Annotated in this window: 15 protein-coding genes and 2 pseudogenes; 5 read left to right on the top strand and 12 right to left on the bottom strand. The window is 35.5% G+C overall.

Annotation, left to right across the window (positions count from 1 at the left end; translation table 11 throughout):
* The first annotated feature begins 16 nt into the window (after positions 1-16).
* The gene (nuoF, locus tag WBM_RS02815; protein WP_041571573.1) at positions 17-1,294 is read left to right on the top strand and encodes an NADH-quinone oxidoreductase subunit NuoF; all 1,278 of its coding nucleotides are present in this window, start codon (positions 17-19) and stop codon (positions 1,292-1,294) included.
* 20 nt (positions 1,295-1,314) lie between these two features.
* Here nuoF and WBM_RS02810 read toward each other — a convergent pair.
* From WBM_RS02810 to WBM_RS02790, 5 genes and pseudogenes are all read right to left on the bottom strand, one after another.
* Positions 1,315-2,169, bottom strand: a pseudogene (locus WBM_RS02810) (Rpn family recombination-promoting nuclease/putative transposase).
* Between the two features lie 237 nt (positions 2,170-2,406).
* Positions 2,407-2,916 (bottom strand): translation initiation factor IF-3, encoded by a 510-nt coding sequence (gene infC / locus WBM_RS02805; RefSeq protein ID WP_011256671.1) that lies wholly within the window; start codon positions 2,914-2,916, stop codon positions 2,407-2,409.
* A gap of 17 nt (positions 2,917-2,933) precedes the next feature.
* Entirely contained in the window at positions 2,934-4,832 is a 1,899-nt protein-coding gene (gene thrS, locus WBM_RS02800; protein ID WP_011256670.1) for a threonine--tRNA ligase, read from the bottom strand.
* 141 nt (positions 4,833-4,973) lie between these two features.
* A complete protein-coding gene (nuoI, locus tag WBM_RS02795; RefSeq protein WP_011256669.1) occupies positions 4,974-5,456 on the bottom strand; it encodes an NADH-quinone oxidoreductase subunit NuoI in 483 nt (160 codons plus the stop codon).
* A gap of 77 nt (positions 5,457-5,533) precedes the next feature.
* Positions 5,534-6,346 (bottom strand): enoyl-ACP reductase FabI, encoded by an 813-nt coding sequence (locus tag WBM_RS02790; protein ID WP_011256668.1) that lies wholly within the window; start codon positions 6,344-6,346, stop codon positions 5,534-5,536.
* A gap of 236 nt (positions 6,347-6,582) precedes the next feature.
* Between WBM_RS02790 and WBM_RS02785 the strand changes: the two genes are divergently transcribed.
* Entirely contained in the window at positions 6,583-8,217 is a 1,635-nt protein-coding gene (locus tag WBM_RS02785) for a ribonuclease J (RefSeq protein WP_011256667.1), read from the top strand.
* Between the two features lie 391 nt (positions 8,218-8,608).
* A pseudogene (locus WBM_RS02775) lies at positions 8,609-9,878 on the top strand (protein TolB).
* 1 nt (position 9,879) lies between these two features.
* Here the strand turns inward: WBM_RS02775 and WBM_RS02770 are convergent.
* From WBM_RS02770 to serS, 6 genes are all read right to left on the bottom strand, one after another.
* Positions 9,880-10,065 (bottom strand): hypothetical protein, encoded by a 186-nt coding sequence (locus WBM_RS02770; RefSeq protein WP_011256665.1) that lies wholly within the window; start codon positions 10,063-10,065, stop codon positions 9,880-9,882.
* Positions 10,066-10,235: 170 nt separating this feature from the next.
* Entirely contained in the window at positions 10,236-10,385 is a 150-nt protein-coding gene (locus tag WBM_RS05770; protein ID WP_158676333.1) for a hypothetical protein, read from the bottom strand.
* A gap of 12 nt (positions 10,386-10,397) precedes the next feature.
* Positions 10,398-10,583: a hypothetical protein gene (locus tag WBM_RS02765; protein ID WP_011256664.1), complete on the bottom strand. Its 186-nt coding sequence runs from the start codon at positions 10,581-10,583 to the stop codon at positions 10,398-10,400.
* A 531-nt stretch (positions 10,584-11,114) separates the two neighbouring features.
* Positions 11,115-11,246 (bottom strand): hypothetical protein, encoded by a 132-nt coding sequence (locus WBM_RS06735; protein WP_255324079.1) that lies wholly within the window; start codon positions 11,244-11,246, stop codon positions 11,115-11,117.
* 689 nt (positions 11,247-11,935) lie between these two features.
* Entirely contained in the window at positions 11,936-13,207 is a 1,272-nt protein-coding gene (gene purD / locus WBM_RS02760) for a phosphoribosylamine--glycine ligase (protein ID WP_011256663.1), read from the bottom strand.
* 34 nt (positions 13,208-13,241) lie between these two features.
* Positions 13,242-14,519 carry a serine--tRNA ligase gene (gene serS / locus WBM_RS02755; RefSeq protein WP_011256662.1) on the bottom strand — a complete coding sequence of 426 codons (1,278 nt, stop codon included), beginning with the start codon at positions 14,517-14,519 and terminating at the stop codon, positions 13,242-13,244.
* A 153-nt stretch (positions 14,520-14,672) separates the two neighbouring features.
* Here serS and WBM_RS02750 point away from each other — a divergent pair, with 153 nt between their 5' ends.
* A complete protein-coding gene (locus WBM_RS02750) occupies positions 14,673-16,004 on the top strand; it encodes a hypothetical protein (RefSeq protein ID WP_011256661.1) in 1,332 nt (443 codons plus the stop codon).
* Positions 15,989-16,945 (top strand): tRNA dihydrouridine synthase DusB, encoded by a 957-nt coding sequence (gene dusB / locus WBM_RS02745; RefSeq protein ID WP_041571464.1) that lies wholly within the window; start codon positions 15,989-15,991, stop codon positions 16,943-16,945. The genes WBM_RS02750 and dusB overlap by 16 nt, the downstream gene beginning before the upstream one ends.
* Position 16,946: 1 nt before the next feature.
* Here dusB and pheT read toward each other — a convergent pair whose 3' ends face one another.
* Entirely contained in the window at positions 16,947-19,325 is a 2,379-nt protein-coding gene (gene pheT, locus WBM_RS02740; RefSeq protein ID WP_011256659.1) for a phenylalanine--tRNA ligase subunit beta, read from the bottom strand.
* Between the last annotated feature and the right edge of the window lie 270 nt (positions 19,326-19,595).

The following is a 19,595-nucleotide window of genomic DNA, read 5'->3' as shown; positions in this document are numbered from 1 at the left end:
TAAGGTCTCGGGAATCATAGTGAAAGAACAGGACAAAATATTCACTAATTTGAGTGGTAAAGAAACTCCACTACTCAAGGGTGCAAAAAAACGTGGTAGTTGGCAAAAAACAAAAGAATTATTGGATTTAGGGTCAGAAAAAATTATTGATGAAGTAAGAAAATCTGGCTTAAGAGGTCGAGGGGGTGCAGGATTTTCTACTGGTCTTAAATGGAGCTTTATGCCCAAGAATCCTTCAAAAGAGCAGCCAACATACTTAGTAGTCAATGCGGATGAATCAGAACCTGGTACATGTAAAGATAGAGATATATTGCGGTATGAGCCACACAAGTTACTTGAGGGAGTTCTCTTGGCTAGCAGAGCAATTAGTGCATCTGTTGCATATATTTACATTAGGGGTGAATTTTATAATGAATATTTAGTTTTAAAACAAGCACTTGAAGAAGCGTATAAAGAAGGCCTAATAGGAAAAAATGCATGCAAATCAAGTTATGATCTTAACGTGTTTATCCATAGAGGTGCAGGGGCTTACATATGTGGAGAAGAAACAGCTCAGCTTGAATCGATCGAAGGAAAAAAGGGCTTTCCCCGTATGAAGCCTCCATTTCCTGCTGGTGTTGGACTTTTTGGCTGCCCAACCACGATAAACAACGTTGAGACTATAGCTATGGTTCCAGACATTCTGTATCGTGGAGGGGAGTGGTTTGCATCTCTTGGCAAACCAAATAATACTGGTACTAAGATCTTTTGTGTTTCAGGGCATGTAAATAACCCGTGTAATGTTGAAGAGGAACTTGGAATTCCGCTACGTGAGTTGATTGAAGAATATGCGGGTGGAGTACGAGGAGGTTGGGATAACTTACTTGCTGTAATACCTGGTGGGTCTTCAGTATCATTAATTCCAAAGTCTATATGTGATATTATTAAAATGGATTTTGATTCATTAAGAGCAGCACAGTCAGGGCTTGGTACTGCTGCTGTAATAGTGATGGATAAATCGACTGATATAATAGCTGCAATAGAGAGGTTATCGCACTTCTATATGCATGAATCATGTGGACAGTGCACACCATGTCGCGAGGGTACTGGATGGATGTGGAGAATTATGAAAAGAATGGTAACAGGAAATATTAAGCATGGTGAAATAGATAAATTACTTGACCTTACAACTCAAATAGAAGGCAATACAATTTGCGCACTTGGTGATGCTGCAGCTTGGCCAATTCAAGGATTAATCAGACATTTTCGCCACGTTATCGAAGAGAGAGCAATTACTAAACTCTCTGTTTATTAAAACAAGAGCTTTTGTCACCGTCACTGATTTCTACTTGATCTTGCAATCCTTTCAATTTCACTAATGGAAAGACCAGTAAACTTGACAATAGTGTTGGTGTCAACATTATCAGCCAGCATTGCCTTTGCTACTTCAATTTTTCCTTCTTCTATACCTTCCAAGTTTCTGTTCAAGGATAGCTTCCTCTTTGTACAGATCCATTATTCTTTCTTCATACGCTGTTTAGGTCCTTTTCATCCCAGTGAAACTTGTTTAACTCATCATATGCTTAATTTATTATTAATACTTCTCCTGCTATCTTCTTTAAATTTTTATCTGTTGTTTCTTCTGCATACTTAAATAAAGAAACACCAGCGTTCTACTATGCTTGTTAATTGGTCTACTTTACCTTTAGGAAATTTAGATAGTTCAATGAATACGAATTGAAAATCTTGTAAATCATGCTCATTAGTTTCATCGTCTCTTATGGTATGGCTAGATATATAATTGGACTCATCGGGAAATAAAGTACAATTTGATATTGTAATAAAGAAAATCTTTTGTGTAAATTATGATATCCACCAGATTGCCTTGAGAAGCTTTGGCAACGTAATATTGAATACGTTTTTCAAAGTCCTTGTCACGAGTGAGCTCCACTTCAACCACAAACTTATTACCAACAGAATCCTTGCAGAGAACACCAACCATGCTTTGTTTCTCAGAAGCAAATTTAGAATTCATAATGACGCTGATGAATTCTATTTCTTGCATAGTATTAACTTCAGTATACCCTAAAACATCGCTCAAAAATGGACAAGAATATTCTTATTTCTTCCGTGCCAAAGATCTTCTTGAAAGTCAGGTCCAATTTTGGTAAGGAATTTAGAAAGTGCTATAATAAATTAACTTAAATGGTATTAATAGTAATACACTATTTTTTCCAAATATTCAATCTTACTTGCACCAAATTTCAAGATGCAAGCAGTTTTCTTTTTAATTTAAAACAAAATCTGTTTTAAATTAATGGAGAGCTTAAGAAAGATAAAGCCAATCCTTGATCGCCCTTAAAAATTATAAAATGTAGTCGTTTATTTAAATAAGAACTAGTCAAAGGTTTTATTTAGTAAATTCTGCTACTTGGTAGTCAGAGCTAAGAAATATTGATTTCCTTCCCGTTTAGGTGCTGATTCTATTTTTGCAATATCCTCAGTGTCCCTAATTAGCCGTTCTAATTTTTCCAGCCCAACTTCAGTATTTATCAGCTCTCTACCTTTAAATTTCATTGTAACTTTAATTTTATGTCCATGTGTAAGAAAATCCCTTGCGTGACGCAATTTTGTTTCATAGTCATGATCACCAATGTTGGGACCTAGTTTAATTTCTTTTATAGTTAATGTTTTTTGTTTCTTTTTCGCCTCACTTGCCTTCTTTTTTGCATCATACTTTTGTTTGCTATAATCCAGTATTTTACATACTGGAGGAATTGAATCAGGTGCAACTTCCACCAAGTCTAAACCGACGTTTTGTGCAAATGTCAAGGCTCTTCCTATTGATACAACTCCAACCATTTCGCCATTATGGTCAACTAAACGTACCTCCTTAGCTGTAATGAACTCATTAATTCTATTTTTTTTAACTTGCAAGTTTTAGCTCCCTTAACTTAAATTAATACTTTCTTTAATAGCAGTTTAACAGCCTTTTCACAAGAAGAAGACTCCTGCTTCTCTGATCCTAAATTTCTCACTGATACAGTTTTGCTTGCAACTTCATTTTTGCCTACAATCCATAATATAGGCACCTTGTTTGAACTATGCAAGCGTATCTTATAACTAACTTTCTCATTGGTTAAATCGGTCTTAACCCTGACACCTTGTTCTTTTAAAACGTTACTAATTTCTGTGGCATAATTGTCAGCTTCATTTGTGACGGTTAAAATAACAAGTTGTGTTGGAGCGAGCCATAGCGGAAATTTTCCTGCATAGTGCTCTATTAAAATTCCAATAAAACGTTCAAAAGTTCCAAGGATTGCTCTGTGCAACATAACAGGGTGATATTTTTGTCCGTCTGCTCCTATGTAAAAGGCCCCCAGACGTTCTGGTAAAATGAAGTCAACTTGCAGCGTTCCACATTGCCAACTTCTGCCTATTGCGTCTTTCAAAATAAACTCTAACTTTGGACCATAGAATGCACCTTCACCCGGGTTAAGTTCATAACTGAGTCCTGCTTCTTTAACGGCTTCAAGCAACGCTTTTTCAGCTCTATCCCACACTTCATTGTCTCCTGCTCTAACATTTGGACGGTCTGAGAATTTCACAGAAATTTCATTGAATCCAAGCTCTGAATATACTTCTTTTAAAAGAGCACAGAATTTTACAGTCTCAGAATTAACTTGTTCTTCCATGCAAAAAATGTGTGCGTCATCTTGTGTAAAACCGCGTACTCGCATTAGTCCATGTAATGAACCTGAGCTTTCATTCCTATGGCACATGCCGAATTCTGCCATACGTATTGGTAAATTACGATAGCTTCTTGTATAAGAGTTAAAAATCTGCACATGGCAAGGGCAATTCATGGGTTTTATTGCTAGTTTTTTACTCTCAGATTCGTCAACGATAAACATGTTTTCACGAAACTTATCCCAATGCCCTGATTTTTCCCACAACTCCTTGCTTACTAAGATAGGAGTTTTTACCTCAGCATAGCCATTGTTTATTAATTTTTTCCTTATGTAAGACTCAAGAACGTTATATAAAGTATATCCCTGTTCATGCCAAAAAACTTGTCCAACAGCTTCCTCTTGAATATGAAACAAGTCCATATCCTTAGCGATTCTGCGATGGTCACGTTTTTTTGCCTCTTCCAGACGTTTAAGATAAATGTTTAGTTCGTCTTTGTTTCGCCATGCAGTACCATATATTCGCTGCAACATTGGGCCCTTTACATTGCCACGCCAATATGCTCCTGCGACTTTCATGAGTTTAAACGCTTTAACTCTGCTAGTTGAAGGAGAGTGTGGACCGCGACATAAGTCAACAAAATCACCTTGTCTATAAACAGTTAGATCTTCGCTCTCTGGTATGGAGGAAATAATATCAACCTTGTATTTTTCACCTATACTACTAAAAAAATTAATTGCTTGCTTACGGGCCCAAACTTCTCGAATAAATCTGTGGTTACTTTTTATAATTTCTTTCATTTTCTTTTCTATTGCAGCAAGATCGTCCGTGGTAAAAGTATGATCTATAGCAAAATCGTAGTAGAACCCGTCCTGAATTGTTGGGCCGATAGTAACCTGGGCATTAGGAAAGAGCTCTTTCACTGCCTGAGCCATTATATGAGCAGCATCGTGCCTTATTATATCCAAACCCTCTTCATCATTAAGTTGTATCACATCTATTTCTGTATCAGATTCAATTTCACGTGAGAGATCATACAACTCACCGTTTACCCTTAAGGCAATTGCTTCCTTTGAAATATCTGGTTGTAGTATATCAAAACCAGTAACTCTACTACTATATTCTTCTACTTTTTGTTTTGCTAAAAAAGTAATTCTGATCATAAGTGGAACTCTTGTGTAATAAGCGGAGGTCAGTATTTGCCAGTATGTGACCACGTTTTTTTCTGGATCCCAGTGTCAAGCACTGGGATGACATGAGAGGATGCTGGAATAACAGAGGTCTAATATTGTAAACTTCTAGCATTAGTGGTACGATACATCCTTTTTTAGTCTGAGTGCTATTGCTTCTTCCCAAATTTCACCATTACGCAATAGCTTTTCTTTATTATACATTAGCTCTTCTCTTGTTTCTGTTGCAAACTCAAAATTAGGACCCTCGACAATTGCATCAACAGGACATGCCTCCTGGCAAAGCCCACAATATATGCACTTTGTCATATCAATATCATAACGCGTAGTGCGGCGGCTACCATCTTCTCTTTCCTCTGCTTCAATAACTATTGCTTGGGCGGGGCAGATAACTTCACATAGTTTACAAGCTATGCACCGTTCTTCACCGTTTGAGTATCTACGCAATGCATGCTCGCCACGAAATCTTGGGCTTAGTGGACCCTTTTCCATAGGATACTTAAGCGTAACCTTCGGTTTAAACGCATACCTGAGGGTAATAATAAATCCTTTGATCAACTCTACGAAGGACCAATACCAAGCTAGTTTCTTGAGCATAAAGTATTTAAAGCTTATGACAGTAATTATAAATCATGTTACCAGTTTTTAGAAGGCTTTTTTCTTATGCTCGATTTTCAATTTTGGTAGCTATTAATTATATTTGAATCAATTGCCTTCATCCCTACAACATTATATCCTGAATCAACATGTAAAATTTCTCCGGTAGTACCACTACTTAGGTCACTTAATAAATATAGTGCTGCTTTTCCAACATCCTCAAGAGTAGTGTTGCGTCTAAGAGGAGAATTATTTCTGTTCCATTCTGATATGAAGTGAAAATCACTTATTCCAGAAGACGCTAAAGTTCTGATTGGACCAGCAGAAATGGCATTTACTCTGATGTTTTGTGGACCCAAGTCACATGCTAGATACTTTACACTTGCTTCAAGTGCTGCTTTACACAAGCCCATGACGTTATAATTTGGCATAACTTTTTCAGCACCATAATAAGATAAAGTAAGTAAACTGCCGCCATTTGGCATCATTTTTTCAGCCCTCTGTGCTAAGGCAGTGAAAGAATAGCATGATATATTCATTGCATTTTGGAAATTGTTCAGTGAAGTATTAACGTACTTGCCGCTTAATTCGTTTTTGTCAGAGAATGCAATTGCATGTACCAAAAAATCAAGGGTACCCCATTTTTCTTCTATTGACTTGAAAACATCATCTATAGTTCCTTCATTTGCAACATCACAGTTTAATACTAGCTCCACATTTAATTCAGCTGCTATTGATAATAATCTCTCTTTTACTATTTCATTCTGGTAAGTGACTGCAGATTCTGCACCATGCTCTGAGAGAGTTTTTACTATACCGTACGCTATCGATCTCTTGTTTATTATTCCAGTTATTAATCCCTTTTTGCCTTGTAGTAGACTTATTGCCATAAAACTATCTGTTTTTTACAATTTAGAATATTAACTAGATAAAGTCAACTGTGGTTAAAAGTAATGTTTGTGGTCAAATTGAGTATATATCGACCTTGCATTGGATATAAGTTTTGGTAAATAGAGTAGCTAAAATCTTGAGGATTTCTTTTTCTCCTTAGGGTTATTGAAAGTAACAAACTCCTTTATTTAAAACCGAAGTTTTGCTATCCTCACATTTTAATAATTTAAAATTAATGAATATAAACAAAAACGAATTTTTATTTCTTCCACTTGGAGGGGTAGGCAGGATTGGGATGAATGTTAACCTGTATCATTACCGAGGCAAGTGGATTATGATTGACCTTGGTATTGGTTTTGCCGATGAAACTATGCCAGGTATTGAGCTATTAATTGCTGATGTAAGTTTTATTGCTCAAAGGAAGAAAGATTTGCTTGGAATAATAATTACGCATGCACATGAAGACCACTGCGGTGCAGTGCCTTACTTGTGGAAAGAGTTACAATGTCCCATATATACAACAAAGTTCACAGCTAATTTTCTCAAGGAAAAACTGAAGGAATTTCGGCTGGAAGGTATGGTATCTGTGAAGGAGGTGGATATAAACGGCAGTATAAATTTAAGTCCTTTCACTGTTGAGTTTATAAATGTAACTCATTCAATTCCTGAAGCACATTCAATATTAGTTAGCACTGATGTGGGCAGCGCGCTTCATACTGGTGATTGGAAATTCGATCAAAAACCTATTGTTGGTTTAACTTCTAATATAAGTCGTTTAAAAGAAATTGGTGATAAAGGTAATCTGCTTGCAGCAATTTGTGATTCAACAAATGTGTTAGGCAAGCATAATCCTGAATCAGAAAGTGAAATTTATAACAATATTTATAATATAATAAGGCGGTCTAAAAAACTAGTTGCTGTGTCGTTATTTGCTTCAAACGTGGCACGGATTGAAACGATAGGCCAAGTTGCAAAGGTACTAGGTAGAAAAGTGGTTTTGCTTGGTAGGTCCTTGTGGAGAATAGTAAGAGTTGCACAAAATAGTGGGTATTTAACCGATTCTGTTGAATTTTGTGAAGTAAAAGATGTGGCAGATTTGCCAAGGGAAAAGTTATTATTAATCTGCACTGGTTGCCAAGGCGAGCCAATGGCGGCAATCTCAAAACTTGCTAATAAGAGTCATCATGCATTTAAAATGCAACAAGGTGATACAGTAATTTTTTCGTCAAAGATTATTCCTGGTAATGAAACTCGTGCACATGTTATATTCAATGCTTTCATTGAAATGGGAGTGGAGATTGTTACTGAGAAAACAGAATGTGTTCATGCTTCTGGACATCCAGTCAAGGCAGAGCTAAGAGAAATGTATTCTTTGATAAAACCTAAAATGTCTATTCCAGTCCATGGTGAGTATATTCATACGCATGCACATGTAAAATTTGCTAAAGAGTGTGGTGTGGAAAAAGCAATAATGATTGCACCGGGTGATATTGTTAACTTGGAGAACGGAAAGAAAGTTGATTCAATTAATGTTAACTATTTTGGTGTTGATGGTATTTTGCTACGTCATCCGGGGAGTAATGTTATAAGAATGCGTAAGAAGATGAGGGATGCTGGAACTATTGTAGTGACAGCAATTGTAAACAAGAGAAATAAATTGCTGGCTAAACCAAAAGTATTTGCGCCTGGTGTTTTAGAAGCAGTAGAAGATGCAGCTATCATACAAAGGATCATAAAGGCGGTTGAGTCAGCATTTAATTTACAGTCGACAAAAAAAGTAAGAAATAAGATTGAGAGCTTAATATTTAGTATCTTAAAGGAATATTTACTGAAAAGACCTATAATTGAGGTCCAGATAGAACAGGTATGAAATAAACCTCTTTTTTTAACCATTATTTAAGTAAGAGGTTAACAATGTACTCCTTGTCATTTCAGTATGTGGCGCTAAAATCTAGAAACAAAGGACCTGTGTCAAGCATACAGCTGTACAAGCATTGTGTTTGAGTTTACCAGGAGGGTGTCATCCCAGTGCGTGACACTGGGATCTAGAAAAATTGCTTGTGAAAAAGCGCACTGCGCAACATTTTCGATGAAATTACCAAAAAACTGAATTCCAGTGTCATATACTGGAATAACACCAGAAGCTGATGCCACGTGCTGTAATACGAGGATTTGAACAGTCGTGTATCAGCTACTTTCATGGCGTCATCTGTATGCAGTTTACCTTCAAAATAAACGCTTGCTGGGAGGGAGAAAGTCTAATGAATTTACTTGTTCAGCTAATATTACTTCTTCCGTTATTTATTTCTTATTTTACTAAAGCTGCTTTGTAGTTGATGTAAGAAAGGATAGTGTTGGTAATATCAGCTTTGTTGTGTCCAAATGTACATGCAAGACAAAGCTGGAAAGTGAATTAAGTGAAAGCATTACAAAAATGATTGAGAAAAATTTATCCAATTGCGGTTTATTTAATATAGAACAAGGCGTAGGGGCTATAAAATCATGTCATTCAAAAACCTTGGAAGAGCGGTATGTTAGTTACAGTAAGTTTAAACAAAGTATCTGGTAGTGCCTTAGAGCTATCATTTCATTTGTTTGATTCTTTTGTAAAAGGAGAGTTATTTACCCAGTCAGTTGTTTTTCCTGCAAAAGACTAGAGAAAAATTACTAATCTTATTTCGGATGCAGTACATGATAGATTAATTGGTGAAAAGGGGCATTTTAACACGAAAATAGAGTACATTGCAGAAGTAAAGAGATAGTAATTACAAGTCCATACGCAGAATTGCTGTTGTGAATCAAGATGAAAGCGATATAAAATACTTAACAAACGGCGATAAATTTGTGTCAATACTAGGGTTTCACCAAATGAGGAGAGTATTGTTTATATCTCATATTTGGATGGCAGAAGCTATATGATATGGAAGAGTTTAAAAAAAATACTAAATCAATAGTTGGTATATTTGAAGGTGTTATTTCTGCTCCTAGTTTTTTTCCTGATTGCAAATCTCTTCTCATTTCTCATTCATTTGGTGGTGAGACAAATATATTATCTTTAGGTTTAAGCAGTAAACGTACGAGAAAAATTACTAAAAGTTTAGCTATAAGTACTTCCCCATCTTTTTCTCCAGACCAGAAATACATGGTTTTTGGTTCTGATGTGAGTGGAAGTCAGCAACTTTACATTATTGATTTTACAAAAAAAAGTAAAGAATCTAAGAGAATTAGTTTTGGAAGTGGAGATATGCTACACCTGTTTGGTCACCAAAGCGTGGTCTTATAGTTTTTACAAAGATTCAACCAGGAAATTTTTATATAGGAATTATGAAGTCAGATGACAAAGAAGAACGTTTGCTTTCAGAGAAGCATAAATCAAATCCCAGCATGGCTGTCAAATGGCAGAGGAATATCTTTACAAAAACAGAATCACAGAGCAGTTCTAAACTGTATTTAGTAGACTTAGCAAAGAAAAGCCATAAAATAATTTCTACTCCTACAAGTGCCTATTTACCAGATTGGTCTCATTTTTGAACTACTGAGTTGCACATTTCTGACTATTACAGCATTGATTTATTGCTGCATTAATAAGATATCCTGTTACACCACCTGCTATAGCATCAGCAATTCCTGACAACACGGCTGTTACAACTGCTTCAATAGCAGCAATTTTATGTATAATTCCTATTATAGCCAGTTTGGCTCCTATAGCACTAAACAATAACGCTAGAGCTATAATTATCTATCTTCTTTCTGAAGATCGTTTTTATGGAGAGTTATGATCTGTTATAGGTGGCTAAATACCTTATTTTTTACTGGATGTGAATTGTTGTTAATTACATTTTCTTTGTGTTCATTAAATAGTTTCACAAGCTTACTTTTTCCTTTTGACTAGGCCAAATATGATGTACTAGTATTTAATTCTCCTTTTTCTATTTCACCGAAAAATTTAGGGTTAGCACTTCCCTTCAATAGTAATTTTGCTTTTTCAATATCGTGATCAGTTTTCTCATGATAGCTGTAGGCAATTGATTGTAACATCCTGTTTTTTGTCTATATAGATGCATACGGTAAGAGTATTTCCACCGTACTCTGACTATATTCTGTAGTACCGCTGATAATTAACCTTTCTTCTACATAGTCTACATCAATTTTAGCACCGTATTCAAATAGTGCCTTAGCAACATCATTTTTATTTTTCTTTAAAGTATAATTAAAGTGGTGAAGCCCAAATACCACATATATTATGGTCTGCTTCGTACTTAAAAAACAAATTTACAACATCAAGGTTACCTGGTGCACACGCAGCAGTAAAGGGTACCACAATAATCCCTCTAAGGGTTAATGTTAAGTTTTGGACATGGATCAACACTACTATTATAAACTGGTATTGAATTATTAGCGCTGTACTTGGATAGAAGTTTTTCAAGAAGTTCTATCCAAACCGATTCAGGATTATTACAAGAGTTTTCTACAATATAGTGTAATATTGAATTGCCAGTAAATATATCACAAATTTTAGTTTGTGCGTTGGTATCTTGAACTTTTTCTAACAGAGTTTTTGTTTTAGCTAGATCTCTATTGTCAAGAGCCTCAAATAAATCAACTTCTTCTTCACTTGAATGTGAACCATAGCGTTCTTTACGAAATTCTTTTATCTAATTTTTAAAATATTTAGCTAAACTGTTAACCAAATCATCATTAGACTTTTTACTGATGAATTCTTGTTCAACTTGACTTGTTAATATTCCGTATGCTATTGTTATTTCCTTAGTCTTTTCCGCTGTTTATTATAGTACCATTCCAATGCAAGTTTGTGATATGCCTTTTAGTCTCTTCTATACTTGCACTCTCTAATAATCCTAGTACTTTAAATGCCTCTTCGCATGTTTTTGGAGCCATAACTCTCCCTTGTTCAAATTAATTTAATGTAATATGCTATTTTTAGAAAATTCACCCAAGAAACCAAAGTAAAAGATGAGAGTTTAAAGACAGATTTCTTGCTTCACCAACTTGTATCTCATTTTATAATCCTCTGTGGTATCATCTAAATAGCTTACACTAGAAAAAAAAAGACCCAGACCTCTTGCTTAAACAAAAAAGTTTCATAACGAAAGTAGATTAGAATTTCAATCAACCTAAAAAAAGCAAAAGAACCCTTGTGGGTGGTTAGTTATATGTACTCAAATATAGGTGTTTTTTATTCTAAACGCTGCAGTTCGGCTGTTTTTTGCAACCAATCTAATATTAAGAAATTTACTAAGCAGGAAAAAAGGTAAGAAAAACCCAGGGTAACTAATATTAAATTCTTTCTGTTAATTTGACATTTTTTGCTGTCTTAACGCTTTTTAAGCACACTTCAGCTTATATAAGTAAGACCATAAAAGTCTTATAAAGGCATACGGTACGTGTAATGCGAAAAATTAAACATAAGATACCAAATACCCTAAACTTTTTGCCATTAATCTACACAGATTACAAAGATAAATAATTAGCTCCAATGCCATAATAAAGAGCTGGCAAAGTTTATCAAGTAGTTTTTTGCATTTCTATATGAGTCACTTGGATAACATCCTTAAGCACAGCTAATATTAACTTCCAATGTCGTACCTGAAGAAACCTCCTGGCCATTCTAAAAAATTTAATGCAGAGTACACTTTACTTTTAGCTTCTTCTAAAGTGTTTCCTTCTCCTACTATATTCAATACTCTTCCGCCATCGGAAACCCAATTGCCACTTTCATCCAACTTAGTACCAGCATGAAATACCAGTACACCAGGAATACTTTCAATTTTAGCTAGTCCTTTAATTATTTCTCCCTTTTGATAATCACCTGGGTAGCCTTTGCTTGCAACAACTACACAAACTGTAGCTTTGCTATTAAGCTCCACCGTTTTAGCACTTAACTTCCCTTTTGCAACTGACAACATTAATTCCAATAAGTCACAACTTGCATCAAACCTAGGTAACATGGATTGTGCTTCAGGATCACCAAATCTAACATTGTACTCAAGAAGTTTTGGACTATCTTTGCAAGTTATTAAACCAGCAAAAAGCACTCCTCGATAAGGGGTTCCCATGTTAGCCAATGCTTGAATTGTAGGATATATTATTCTTTGGATAATTTTTTGTTCCATATCCTTACTTATAATTGAAGGTGACGAGTATGACCCCATACCTCCAGTATTTCGACTGTCATTATTCTCATCAACTCTCTTATAATCTTTCGCACATCCAAGGGTTACTACTTTTAACCCATCAACAAGAGCAAAGAAGCTTACTTCCTCTCCAACTAAAAATTCTTCTATGATTATTTCTTCACCTGATTCACCAAATTTTTTCTCCACCAACATTGAGTCTATTGCTGAAAAAGCCTCATTTTCCGTATTGCATACTATTACACCTTTCCCTGCTGCAATTCCATTCGCTTTCACTACAAGTGGAAATTTTATTTTATTACTACGTACAAAACTTTTAGCTAATCTCTCGTCAACAAAACACTCGTACTTGGCAGTTGGTATGCCGTATTGCTTACATATTCCCTTGGTAAAGGATTTTGATGCTTCGAGTTTTGCAGCTGCTTGACTTGGAGCAAAAACATTTATTCCCTCTGCAACTAAGTTGTCAGCAAGCCCATCAATTATTGGTTGTTCTGGACCAATAATAACTAATTCTATATTTTCTCTCTTACAAAATCGTGTCATATCGATTGAATTTTGAATATTTATATTCACAAGAACTCCGAGATTTCCCATAGCTGGGCGGCCAGGAGTGATATATAACTCGGTTAAGATAGGAGACTTCTTTAAAGTCCAAAGCAAAGCATGCTCACGTCCACCAGAACCTATAACCAGAACCTTCATCTCCCCATTTCCTCGCTTTTGTACTTCAAAACTATTATTTGCTTATAACAGTACCATTACTGATGTATTTTTGCAACACATTTGGTATTGTAATCGACCCGTCAGGATTTTGATAATTTTCCATTACGGCAATAATCGTTCTTCCTATAGCTAAAGCCGAGCCATTTAAAGTGTGAACATATTTTTTTACCTTTTTATTAGCTTCTAAAGAGTATTTAGCGTTCATCCTCCTTGCCTGAAAATTACCACAATTTGAACAGCTCGATATTTCTCTATACCTATTTTGCTCAGGTAACCACACCTCTATATCATAGGTCTTTTGTGCAGCAAAGCCCATATCGCCGCTGCATAATAGTATTACTCTATATGGCAGTTCTAATCTTTTTAATATCTCTTCAGCAACACCTGTCATACGCTCAAGTTCATCATTTGATTGATCTTCAGTTGTGATACTTACCAACTCTACTTTACCAAATTGGTGTTGCCTTATCATGCCTCTCGTGCTTTGTCCTGCACTACCAGCCTCTTTACGAAAACATTCTGAATATGCAGTAAAACGAATAGGCAGTTTCTTTTCTTCTACTATTTTATCAGCAACCGAATTTGTTAAAACCACCTCACCTGTGGGGATTAATCTTAATTCGTCGGTAGTTAGATATGAATCATCAGAAAATTTCGGTAGCTGACCAACATTATACATAGCCTCATTTTTTACCAAGACTGGGTGATATACCTCAGTATAGCCAAATTCATTAACATGCATTTCAAGCATAAAATTTATTAGTGCTCGTCCAAGCTTAGCTAGCTGCCCTTTTAATATCGCAAATCTTGACCCAGAAATTTTTGCTGCTTGCTCGAAATCCATTAAACCTAACCTTTCTCCGAGTTCATAATGAGACTTTGGCACGAAATCAAATTGCCTCTTTTCTCGATATCTTCTCACCTCTAAATTAGAGTTCTCGCCTGCACCTATTGGTACACCCTGCACAGGGATATTCGGTAAATTAGATAAGATATTAACTAATTTATCCTTTTCCATTTGCTCTTTTAAGCTGATTGCTTCTATCTCATTTGTGATATTTTTTGATGACTTTATTTGCTTCTCACAAGGGCTCTTGCTCATTTTAAGCTCTTTTATTTTTTTTGTGATTTCGTTGCGTTGCCTATTTAAATCTTGCAATTTAGTGGTCAACAACCTTTTCTTGTGATCAACTTTTAGTATCTCTTCTGCAGAAAACTCTTTCATTCCCCTACTTTCCATTGCTTTTTCGAATTCTTCAGAATTTTGGCGTATATATTCTATATCATGCATACATTGCGCTACTACTGATATTGTTACTGTACTTTAAAAGCTTTTAATACTCAATATTTTTACACATAACATGAATGAATGCTAAGATCATCATGGTTGACTTTACCCTCAGAATTTGTTAAAATTTGGTTAACTTGCATTTACGGAATAAATATGTCAGGCTCTATAGAAGAGAGCACTTATCTTATTAAGCTCAAGGCCGGTGGAAAATTTGCTATTTACGCTTTTGGTATACATCTGGCAGTTATGTTTACCATTAGCTGTTTAGGATTGGCAATAGGATCTCCCCTCTTAATTTTACTGCTTGCTATGCTAAACTCTCGTCCTATAGTTTGGATTGTGATCGGGATAGCTCTTGCAGTAGCATATAAAATTATTGGAACTTTATACCACTTAGTGAGAGATTATATTAGTGGAAGAGGAGCAAATCAAGAAGATCAAAAGACTCTAAGTGAGGATAGTGGTATTAATAGTGAACATGGTTCAAGGGACGATAGTCGTAGAAGTTCTATTTCCATCGCTTCAAAAGATAGTGGTTTGGGTAGTAAAGAATTCAGTGAAGATTTACAAACCCTTGTACATCAGACAAACGGAGGTAAGTATGCTTACTGGCTACAGCAGCATGATATTGCTCACATTGCAAGGATTAAATATGGATATTCAGAAAGCTCTTCGGATGATGTATTTTTCTGTATTCCTGGCAATCTTGAAGCTTTGAATGAAAGGCTGATAGAATACAAAAGTAAGGTGGAACAGGAAGATCAAAAAGTAACGTTCGCTTCAGTGGTGAACTTAGGAAATCGTCATTGGACCACATTAGTTATTGCATATGATCCAGGCAATGGACAATTTAGAGCCTATTACTGTGATTCTTTTAGTGCTAAACTACCACGTTCTGGTAGTCAGCGTAGTAATATAGAAAATGCAAATGAAATTAAAAACGATTTAATGCTTCCTCTTAACAAGCAAGCTTGTGCGTTAAATACGCAAGGAAGAAAAGAAATGAGCAAAGATGTGCAAAAAACAGCACAAACGTGTAAGAAAAGGAAAGATGAACTAATTAACATTCCAATAAACACCGATAGTATAGTAAGTGCACTGGAAGCAGCCTTAGAAATTGGAAATGATGATATAAGAAGCTCCTCGATTAAGCAGCAAAATGATGGCTATAACTGCGGAATATTTGCATTAGAAAATGCTCATAAGATTACACAAATGTTTAAGGAGAATAAGTCATTTGATGAAATTGATGCAGAGCTATCGAAATACAAACCTGATTCAAAGCAATTGAAAGAGAAAAGAAAAGAATTTGCAGAAGCACTTATGAATGATACAGAATGGAAGGAACATTTAAAATACGGATTGTTATGTGATCTTCCGCCAAGTACACAAACATCTATTACTTTAAAAGAGCAAAATGTTCAAGCTTGTACACCATGGGTTTACAATGAGGAATTACCGTTAACTCCATGTCCCTGCAAATAGGAATTTTGATGATTGGTTCTCCGGTAATCTTAGCTCCAATGTCTGGAGTTACTGATTATCCATTCAGAAGCATTGTGAAGAAACTTGGTGCAAGTTTGTTAGTTTCAGAGATGATTGCAAGCAGAGCTATGATCATGCAAACTCGCCAAAGTATGCAAAAAGCAAAAGTTGATGAATTAACTGCTGTGCAGCTTGCTGGGTGCGAACCAGATATAATGGCGGAAGCTGCAAAATTAAATGAAGATATGGGAGCTAAAATCATAGATATAAATTTTGGTTGCCCAGTTAAAAAAGTTGTGAATGGTTATGCAGGATCAGCGCTAATGCGTAATGAAAAAAAGGCTGCTGAGATAATTGAAGCTGTAGTCAAGGCAGTGAACGTGCCAGTTACGGTGAAAATTCGTACCGGATGGAACAATGAAAACCGTAATGCTCCACGTTTAGCAAAAATTGCAGAGGATCTTGGAGCAAAGATGATAACTGTGCACGGAAGAACAAGAGCACAGCTTTATAATGGTCAAGCAGATTGGAAATTTATTAGAAATGTTAAAGAGCAAGTAAAGATCCCGGTAATAGTAAACGGCGATATTAAAAGTTTGAATGATATTCAAAATGCACTTAAAGAATCCAGAGCAGATGGGGTTATGATAGGTCGTGGTGCTTATGGTAGACCTTGGCTGATTAACCAAGCAATAAACTTTTTAAGTGGAAGTGAAGTTTCTGAGCCAACAGCTTCAGAGAAACTGAGCATCATACTTGAGCATTATGACAATATTCTTGAGTACTACGGAAATGATGCAGGAATAAAGATCGCCCGCAAACACATAGGTTGGTACAGTAGCGGGTTTAAGAACTCATCTGAATTTCGTGTGAGAGTAAATAACATGACAGATAGTATGGAAGTGAAAGAAAATATAGTTAGCTTCTTTAGTCAAGTATGAATTAGGTATACCTCAAGATTCCTCCGGTATTTTTATGCACTAAGTTGACTATAGCACTCGATTCTTTTTGAATTTCCTCTTCAATCAAGGTGTGAGTTGGAGAACAGAAAGTAACTGACAATGCTATAGACATTTTATTCGGTTCCATGTTATTTCCATGGTATACGTCAAATACGAAAACTTCCGTAATGAGCTCTGAGCTTTTTTTTACCATGTTAATTATTTTACCAACTTCTACATCCCTATTCACAATAAATGCAAAATCGCGCTTTACGCTTTGATGCTTATAATCGATAAATTTTTCTCTGCTTACAGGTAGGTTTCCCATATTTTCTAATATCATCTCAAAGCCTACAACTTTTTGTTTGATGTCAAAAAGGTCTAATATATTAGGATGCAACTCCCCAAAATAACCTGTTGCTTTATTCTTGAAAGAGAGAGTGCCTGACTTTCCTGGGTGGTAATATTCTTTTTCTGCTCTTTCTATTGTTAAATTTCCATAACTAACATTAAAAAGCTCCAAAGCTGCTATTAAATCAGCCTTTGCATCAAAAACATCTATTTTCCTATCAGTATTATAATGGTTTCGCGGCAAATTATTGCCTGTTCTTATTCCACTTAAAGAATACTTAGGTTGGTCGAGACTATCGTAAACTGGTCCGATCTCAAAAATTGCAAGATCAGACATTCCATGGACGATATTGTCAGCAGTAACTTGCAACAAATTTGGAACGATACTTGGCCTCATTATATTGAAGTTATTATTAAATGGATTGTCGATGATAAATAACTTATTTGAGTAGCCAAATTTTTCAGCTATCGATTCACTCATAAATGACCAAGTGAACACTTCATGAAATCCTCTGCTTATCATCAAAACACGCAAGTTATCGTGTGTATTAATTTCTACCTCAACGTTGTCTATTAGTGGTTCCTCTTTTATTTTATCATATCCATATATTCTTACTACCTCTTCAACTAGGTCAGCAGGTATGGTAACATCCGATCTCCAGCTTGGTACTTTTACATTCCAATTATTCTCAGTTTTTTTATCAGTGCTAAATCCTAATTTTGTTAAGATATCAAACATCTCGTCAGGCAATACAGACACACTTCCAAACTTGTTTACATCTTGATAATCAAAACTCACCTTGGTATCAGCCTCATCCAAACTGCCAGCAAACACTACGTTTGAGGCTTTTCCACCACACAAATCAACAATCATCTGAGCTGCAAAATGGAGCCCATCAAGAATAAATCCAGGATCAACTGAACGTGCAAATCTGTAACTTGAGTCTGTGGAAATATTGAGTTGCCTTGAAGATTTAGTAACAGAGATAGGATTAAACCAAGCAGATTCTAAAAAGACATCAGTAGTTTCAAGTGTACATTTACTGCACTTACCGCCTATAATTCCAGCAATTGCGTGAATATTATTATTATCAGAAATAACGCTTATATCATTATTTAATAAGTACTCTTTACCATTTAAACCAGTAAATTTTTCTCCATTGTTTGCTTTGCGTACTATGAGTTTCCCTTCTATTTTTTTCGCATCATACGCATGCATCGGGCGACCAAAGGACATCATAATATAGTTAGTAATATCAACTATTGCAGAAATGGAACGCATTCCTACTGATTCCAGCCTATCTTTTAACCATCTTGGGCTCTCCTTATTTCTCACATTGGAAATGTATACTCCACTAATAAAGCTCTCACCATCGATGACCTTAACATTTATAGAAGAGCTCCTTGTCATTCCAGACTTGGATCTATCTTGGATTCCAGTATCATGAGCTGGAATGGCGCTAGAATAAATTAAGGAATTTAATGTTCCAATTCCAGTTGCTGCCAAGTCTCGAGCTATTCCATGTACACTCAGGCAATCTCCACGATTTGTGGTGACATTTATATCGATTACAGGATCACAATTGAAAAATTTATTCCCCACTTTATAATCATCAGAGAGTTCAATTATTCCTTTACTTTTCTCTTGAGCCAGCATAAGCTCAGAAGCGGAACAGAGTATTCCTTCACTTAGCACCCCTCGTATTTTTGTGGGCTTAATTGTGAAATTACTTTCTGGCAATGTGCTGCCAAGAGATGCAAGTACAGTCTTCAAGCCTTCTCTAACGTTATTTGCCCCACAGACTATTTGTAAGATTTTACTTCCATTATCTACTTTACACAGCTTTAACTTATCAACATTTGGATGAGGTGTGACTTCCAACACTTTTGCAACAATGAATCCAGCTAATTTGGTATTGTCAACCACATCTTTTACTTCTAACCCTATATGAGTTAACTTATCAGTGATTTCTTCTAAACTAGCATTCGTTTCTAAGTGCTCTAGTAACCAAGATAATGTAAATCTCATGAATCTTTAAAGAGACAAAAAAGTTATTGTAATATAAAATATAATGCTTTTAAAGTTTGTTGTAGTAAATGACTTCTCTATTGCAAGAAACAATAGAGAAGTTTACATATGTGATTATGTATCTTTTCAAAGAGAAGGAATTTTGTTTATATCACTTTTTAAATCTATACCCATATAGTACTCAAGATTTATATTATGATTGTCTTCATGGAAATTGTAGATGTAACCATCAATAGTTAAGTTTTCTATTATGTCATGGCTTTCACTAGT

This window comes from Wolbachia endosymbiont strain TRS of Brugia malayi (genome assembly GCF_000008385.1).
Classification (GTDB): domain Bacteria; phylum Pseudomonadota; class Alphaproteobacteria; order Rickettsiales; family Anaplasmataceae; genus Wolbachia.
Note: the sequence above shows the minus strand (reverse complement) of the source record. Positions and strands in the feature narration are given on the sequence as shown.

What these genes read in the sequence shown, in the direction of transcription:
- thrS (WP_011256670.1), bottom strand. Translation starts at nt 4,832, where the DNA reads ATGATCAGAATTACTTTTTTAGCAAAACAAAAAGTAGAAGAATATAGT.
- nuoI (WP_011256669.1), bottom strand. Translation starts at nt 5,456, where the DNA reads ATGCTCAAGAAACTAGCTTGGTATTGGTCCTTCGTAGAGTTGATCAAA.
- WBM_RS02790 (WP_011256668.1), bottom strand. Translation starts at nt 6,346, where the DNA reads ATGGCAATAAGTCTACTACAAGGCAAAAAGGGATTAATAACTGGAATA.
- WBM_RS02785 (WP_011256667.1), top strand. Translation starts at nt 6,583, where the DNA reads ATGAATATAAACAAAAACGAATTTTTATTTCTTCCACTTGGAGGGGTA.
- WBM_RS05770 (WP_158676333.1), bottom strand. Translation starts at nt 10,385, where the DNA reads ATGTTACAATCAATTGCCTACAGCTATCATGAGAAAACTGATCACGAT.
- WBM_RS06735 (WP_255324079.1), bottom strand. Translation starts at nt 11,246, where the DNA reads ATGGCTCCAAAAACATGCGAAGAGGCATTTAAAGTACTAGGATTATTA.
- purD (WP_011256663.1), bottom strand. Translation starts at nt 13,207, where the DNA reads ATGAAGGTTCTGGTTATAGGTTCTGGTGGACGTGAGCATGCTTTGCTT.
- serS (WP_011256662.1), bottom strand. Translation starts at nt 14,519, where the DNA reads ATGCATGATATAGAATATATACGCCAAAATTCTGAAGAATTCGAAAAA.
- WBM_RS02750 (WP_011256661.1), top strand. Translation starts at nt 14,673, where the DNA reads ATGTCAGGCTCTATAGAAGAGAGCACTTATCTTATTAAGCTCAAGGCC.
- dusB (WP_041571464.1), top strand. Translation starts at nt 15,989, where the DNA reads ATGTCCCTGCAAATAGGAATTTTGATGATTGGTTCTCCGGTAATCTTA.
- pheT (WP_011256659.1), bottom strand. Translation starts at nt 19,325, where the DNA reads ATGAGATTTACATTATCTTGGTTACTAGAGCACTTAGAAACGAATGCT.